Origin of the sequence: Longimonas sp. (genome assembly GCF_040409695.1) — a bacterium.
Classification (GTDB): domain Bacteria; phylum Bacteroidota; class Rhodothermia; order Rhodothermales; family Salinibacteraceae; genus Longimonas.
On sequence record NZ_JARWGJ010000143.1, the window covers coordinates 1 to 6,452 of the forward strand.

Consider the following 6,452-nt stretch of genomic DNA (forward strand, 5'->3'; position numbering starts at 1 on the left):
CGCCACATCGGCCCGTCTGCGGCCGACCGTGCTGCCCTGCTCGATGAGATCGGTGCCGAATCGCTCAACGCTCTGATCGACGAAGCCATTCCTGCCGAAATCCGCAGCGACCGTCCACTCGACCTGCCCGACGCGGTTACCGAACGCGCGCTGCTTGCCGATGCCGACGCGTACGCGGCTGAGAATGACGTGTACCGCTCGTTCATCGGGCTCGGCTACCACGAAACGGTTACGCCTCCGGTGATTCAGCGCAACATCCTGGAGAATCCGTCCTGGTACACGCAGTACACGCCGTATCAGGCCGAGATCTCGCAGGGTCGCCTGCAGGCGCTGCTGAACTTTCAGACGATGACGATCGACCTGACGGGCATGGAGATCGCCAACGCGTCGCTGCTGGATGAGGCCACCGCCGCTGCCGAGGCGATGATGATGCTGAACCGCGTTACGCGCCGCCAGGACGCCCGCCACTTCTTCGTGGCGGCCGACTGCCATCCGCAGACCATCGAGGTGGTGCAGGCTCGTGCCGAGCCGCTGGGCATTGAGGTGGTTGTGGGGGATGCGGAGGCGTTCGACTTCACCGACGACTTCTTTGGTGGACTCGTGCAGTATCCGAACACCGACGGCGCCATCCGCGATTACGAGGCGTTCTGTGCGGATGCGCACGAGCACGACGCGTATGTGGCGGTGGCTGCCGACCTGATGAGCCTGACGCTCCTTGAAGCGCCCGGCTCCTGGGGGGCAGATGTCGTTCTGGGAAGCACGCAGCGCTTTGGCGTGCCCATGGGCTACGGCGGTCCGCACGCGGCGTATTTTGCGACAAAAGACAAGCACAAGCGCCAGATGCCCGGACGCATGATTGGCGTGTCGAAGGATGCGGAGGGCAACCTTGCGCTGCGCATGGCGCTGCAGACCCGCGAGCAGCATATCCGTCGCGGACGTGCCACGTCGAACATCTGTACCGCGCAGGTCTTGCTCGCGGTGATGGCCAGCATGTACGCGGTCTACCACGGTCCGGAGGGGCTCGCACGAATCGCTACGCGCATCCACGACGCTACGCAGACGCTTGCTGAGGGGCTGCGCCGGCTCGGGCATAGCCTTCGCCACTTCGCGTTCTTCGATACGCTGCGCGTAGATCCTGACGGCCTCACCGCGCAGGACATTCGCACCACAGCGGAGGCGCATGAGGTCAACCTTCGCTACTATGACGATGGCTCGGTGGGCATTGCGCTCGACGAGGCGACCACGGCGAGCGATCTTGACACCCTGCTCCGCATCTTCGGCGCGCAGAACGGACGCTCGCTCGACGCCACCGAAATCGCTGCTGAGCTCGACAGCGGGTACGACGGTCCACTCCAGCGCACCACCGACTTCCTGACGCACCCGGTCTTCAACACGTATCATTCCGAGGCGGAGCTTACGCGTTACATCCATAGCCTCTCGGCGAAAGACCTATCGCTTACCACGAGCATGATCCCGCTCGGGTCGTGCACGATGAAACTGAACCCGACGGCGTCGCTCATGCCGATTTCGGATGCGCGCTTTGGAACGATGCACCCGTTCGCCCCGGCTGAGCAGGCAGACGGCTACGCTCAGGTGATCGACGAGCTCTCAACCTGGCTTGCCGAGATCACCGGGTTCGACGACGTATCGCTGCAGCCCAATTCGGGCGCTTCGGGCGAATACACCGGCCTGCTCCTGATTCGCGCCTACCATGAGCACCGGGGCGAGGGCCATCGCAACGTCTGCCTGATCCCCGAATCGGCCCATGGCACCAATCCAGCCAGCGCCTCTATGGTCGGCATGAAGGTCGTTACGGTCGACTGTGCCGAGAACGGCGACATTGATCTGGACGACCTGACCGCGAAAGCCGAGAAGCATAGCGACGACCTGGCTGCGCTGATGGTCACGTATCCCTCTACCCACGGCGTGTTTGAGACGCATATCCGTGAGGTCTGCGACGTCGTGCACGAGCATGGCGGACAGGTGTACATGGACGGCGCCAACATGAACGCGATGGTGGGCGTGTGCCGTCCGGGCGAGATCGGAATGGATGTCTGCCACCTGAACCTGCACAAAACGTTTAGCATTCCACATGGCGGTGGCGGACCTGGCGTGGGTCCGGTCTGCGTGGCCGAGCACCTGGCACCGTTCCTGCCAGGGCACCCGCTGGCAGACGTGGGCGGCGAGCATGCTATCGCGCCCGTCTCGGCTGCGCCGTACGGCAGTGCTCTCATCCTGCTGATCTCCTGGGCGTACATCAAGATGCTGGGAGCGGAGGGACTCACCGCATCCACCAAAAACGCGATTCTCAACGCCAACTACGTGGCGCGGCGCCTGAGCGCGCACTACGATATCGTGTACACCGGCGCCAATAACCGCGTGGCGCACGAGTTTATTCTCGACCTCCGCCGCTTCCGCAAGGAGCTCAACATTAGCGAGCAGGACGTGGCCAAGCGCCTGATGGACTACGGCTTCCACGCGCCCACAATGAGCTGGCCCGTGGTAGGTACGCTGATGGTGGAGCCAACCGAGAGCGAGTCGAAAGACGAGCTCGACCGCTTCTGCGAGGCGATGATCGCGATTCGGTCAGAGATTCAGGCCGTTGAGCTCGGCATGGCGGATGCGGAGCACAACGTCCTGACCCAGGCTCCTCACACTGCTGAGAGCGTATCAGCCAACGAGTGGACGCAGCCGTACACGCGCGAGCAGGCAGCCTTCCCGCTGGACCGCCTCCGCAACGATAAGTTCTGGCCTACGGTGCGCCGCGTCGACGATGCTTACGGAGATCGTAATCTCGTGTGCGCCTGCCCGCCCATGGAGGCGTACAAAGAAGGCGTGGCATAGCGCACACCCTCTGCTCTTTTATCGTGGCACGCGTTCATGACACGCGTTCACATGAAGCGGCGCGCTCCTGACCGTAGAGGAGCGCGCCGCTTTTTTGTGTGCGCACTGTTGGGGTTATAACCTGCTTGGGGCTATCTGACAGGGCGTTGGGCATTCGGAGCTACTCGCCCAAGACGCATAGCGCGGTAGACGAAGCGATTGCGGGGCGCACCTGTATGAACAACAGCACAGGAGCCCGCAAAACAGCACTCCGTAGGCCACGTCTACACAGCCCCACAAACCATATCGGGACAGTTGGAGATAGACTACTACCAACCAGTAAAGCCCCTCTGGCACGATGGCCAGAGGGGCCTTACATTGTCGGCACGTCCGGCGCACAGAGCGCACATCATGAGGACGTGGGGATCAAGCTGTCGGCTGCGTTATGCGGCCGTTGCGTCTTCTCCCATGGTTTCCCAGTCGTATCCTTCAGCTTTGCTCATCTCTTGAGCAGCGAGCGTCAGGAAGATACCGTAAATGACCTTCGAACCAATGTCAGCAACCGTGTACGTCATGTGACGTCCAACAACGGCGGCTTCGCTCAGGGCCGGCTCAGCGGAGAAGCTGAAGAGGTACGGCATGAGGTAGGCACCGGGATACAGCATCCACGTGAAGAGGAAGAGCGTCCAGATGGAACCGAGGTACTGCTGGGCCTTCGCCGGAGCGCCTTCTTTACCCTGGTCGATGACCTGCTTCATCACATACAGAATGTGGAAGAAGAACAGGGTCGAGATCGTACCCCAGATGAAGTAGAGGGTCGGGTCGGTTACTTCGTAGTACTGACCTGCGTATCCGGTAAGGATCATACCGGTACCCGAGAACCAGAACTGGTTACGTACCGAGCTGAAGCTGCTTGTCGTAAGCGTTACCACAAACAGGATCTGGAACAGAAGCATCGGAACGTCGATGAGCCAGTTCAGATAGCGATATCCGTTGTTAAACAGATCGCCCGGGTCGGTGGAGCTCAGCATGTACGTAGCTGTGCTCGTGTCGTACTGAAAGGCACTAAGCCAATTCTGCTGCTGCACGAGCAGAAGCAGGAACGCCGAGACCATAACGACGACCGAAAGCACGTTCGAAATCCGGAACTTGCGCTTCACCGTGTTCATGGTGAGCACGAAGAAGAGCAGGCCGGCGAGCATGACCGCGTACCCGAGCGTCAGCACGTGTGCCGACAGCTGGTAGGCCATCTCCGTGTAGCCCGATTCGAGCCCTACGTAGTTTTCAAAGGTTGCATTACCAAGTTGTGCAATGAGTTCTTCCATATGTTGAAGCCTCTCAGTTATTCGATGGGTGATGACAGGGTGCGGCGCCGGATTGCCACGCGTTTATAATACCTCTTCGCCCCCTGACCGATCAACTCCAAAAAGTAACTTTATCGTTTTACTGTTTGCAATTTGTAACTACAGTGTTGGGTAGCAGCATGTGTGAAAATATACCGGCTCTTGCGGTCGTTAAGCAACAATCGACAAAACGACTATATTACATTTGGGTCATCCTGTTTACCATCCACCGTGTATGCTCTGTTGACATGCTTTTATTTAACTGACATACTCATTTGACCAACGGCTCACCATGCTTATAGATCGTGAAGCAAGTGCCCTGATCTGCATTGACGTACAGGCCCGCCTGGCGCCTGCCATTCACGAGCACGAGCACGTCGTTGCTTCAGGCGTATGGCTCACCGAGATTGCCTCGCATCTCGACGTTCCCGTTCACGCAACCGAGCAATATCCTGAGGGACTGGGCTCGACCGTAGACGCGCTTCGGACACGGCTCAACCCGTCTCGCATCCACCAGAAGATGCATTTCTCCTGGATGCAGACCGATCGTGCGCGCTCGTTACGCGATCAGGTTACGCAGTGGGTCATCTTCGGAACGGAAGCGCACGTGTGCGTTCAGCAGACGGTCCTGGAGGCTGCCAGCGCGGGCCTCGACGTGTTCGTGGTTGATGAGGCCACCGGCTCGCGTCGTCCGCTCGATAAGCAGCGCGCCCTTGAGCGCATGCGCGCTGCCGGCGCCACCATCGCAACCCGTGAAATGGTCGCTTTTGAGTGGCTTCGCCGAGCCGATACGGATCTGTTTAAGACGGTGCAGCCGCTCCTCCGCGACGGCCTCTCACATCCTGCTATCGCATCACAGGCTCACTCGTTGACTCACCAAGAGCTGTAACCTTCCGGGCCTCTTGCCGTCATACAGACGGCTTCTTTGCTTAAATGGCCTCTTGCTTAAATACCATGCACTCCATGGGTATGAACATGCGCTTTCCGTCGGCTCTTTTCTTTCTCTTTGGTGCACTGGGCATAGGGATGCTGAGCGTTTGCTCTGCTCCCGCTGCCCACGCCCAGCAGGCACGGAGTCCTGCCACCCTCGTTGGTCTGATTACCGATGCGGAGACCGGCGATCCGCTGCCCGGTGCCAATGTGATCATTGCAGGCTCCACACGCGGCGTAGCCGCCGATGAAAACGGACGCTACGAGCTTCGCAACATACCGGCCGGGGCTCAGCGGCTGTACGTTACCGTACTCGGATACGCACCCGAAGCGCGCAATCTGAACCTGCGCCCAGGCGCCATCGAGGTCATCGATATTGCGCTGGAGCCCGCCCCGATTGAAATCGGCGAGGTCGTGGTCGAAGCGGAGCGCGACGACGCCTGGCTGCGGCGGTTCGAGCGCTTCAAGGAAGCGTTCATCGGCGCCTCCCCGAATGCTGCGGATGTCGAAATCTTGAACCCGGAGGTGCTCAGCTTCTCCGGACGCGTGTCGAACCTCACGGCCTTTGCCGCTGCGCCTCTCGAAATCGAGAACAATGCGCTGGGCTACCGACTCACGTTCTTCCTGAAAGAGTTTCACACCACCGACTCACGCACACGATGGGACGGCGAGCCGCTCTTTGAGGCGCTCGACGGCTCGATGCAAGAGGAGGCGGCGTGGGACGAGCGTCGCCGCACAGCCTTCATGGGGTCGTTTCATCATCTTATGCTCGCCCTGCTGGCAGAGCAGCCCGAGGCCCAGCAGTTCAGGCTGTACATGCGGCCCATGTCGTCGATGCCCGCCGCCACCGACAGTCCGTTTAGCCCGCCGCCCCGCATGAGCGGCAATCGATTTCCACTGGATGATCTGAGCGATATTCTGAAGCCGGGCGAAACAGCCGACGAGCGCATCCTCGACTTCGAGGGCGCTGTGGAGGTAGTCTACACAGGCGCCACCGAGACCGATGCCTACCGCGCATGGCAGCAGCGCTTCACGCAGCGAGGGGGTACGCGGCGCGGCGAGCGATTCCAGACATCACAGATCTGGCTCGAACGCGGCCCCGCTACAATCGACTACAAAGGCGACGTCGTGGACCCTTACGGCGTCACACGCTCCGGGTACTTCGCCTTCAAACGCGTAGCCGACCAGCTTCCCAAGGAGTACCGTCCGTGGCAGTAGTCGCTCTGGGGCGCTCGGGTCGTGCTATGCGGGATGCGAGGCGCGCCCGACCAGGTTGAACGCGTGCATCATGCTAAGGACCGCTGTGCGCAAGCGCCAGTGCACGTAGGCCTCTGCATCGCGATACGCGGCCACCTG

The 6,452-nt window shown here is 60.6% G+C and carries 4 protein-coding genes; 3 read left to right on the top strand and 1 reads right to left on the bottom strand.

The features are described from left to right. A partial coding sequence (gene gcvP, locus PPP56_RS08875; protein WP_353563686.1) for an aminomethyl-transferring glycine dehydrogenase occupies nt 1-2,844 on the top strand: 2,844 nt, incomplete at its 5' end. Between the two features lie 422 nt (nt 2,845-3,266). Here the strand turns inward: gcvP and PPP56_RS08880 are convergent. Next, entirely contained in the window at nt 3,267-4,148 is an 882-nt protein-coding gene (locus PPP56_RS08880; protein WP_353563687.1) for a bacteriorhodopsin, read from the bottom strand. Nucleotides 4,149-4,458: 310 nt separating this feature from the next. Here PPP56_RS08880 and PPP56_RS08885 point away from each other — a divergent pair, with 310 nt between their 5' ends. Together PPP56_RS08885 and PPP56_RS08890 are read left to right on the top strand one after the other, a co-directional pair. Continuing rightward, nucleotides 4,459-5,055 (top strand): isochorismatase family protein, encoded by a 597-nt coding sequence (locus PPP56_RS08885; protein ID WP_353563688.1) that lies wholly within the window; start codon nt 4,459-4,461, stop codon nt 5,053-5,055. A gap of 86 nt (nt 5,056-5,141) precedes the next feature. Beyond that, nucleotides 5,142-6,314 carry a carboxypeptidase-like regulatory domain-containing protein gene (locus PPP56_RS08890; RefSeq protein ID WP_353563689.1) on the top strand — a complete coding sequence of 391 codons (1,173 nt, stop codon included), beginning with the start codon at nt 5,142-5,144 and terminating at the stop codon, nt 6,312-6,314. Nucleotides 6,315-6,452 lie beyond the last annotated feature (138 nt).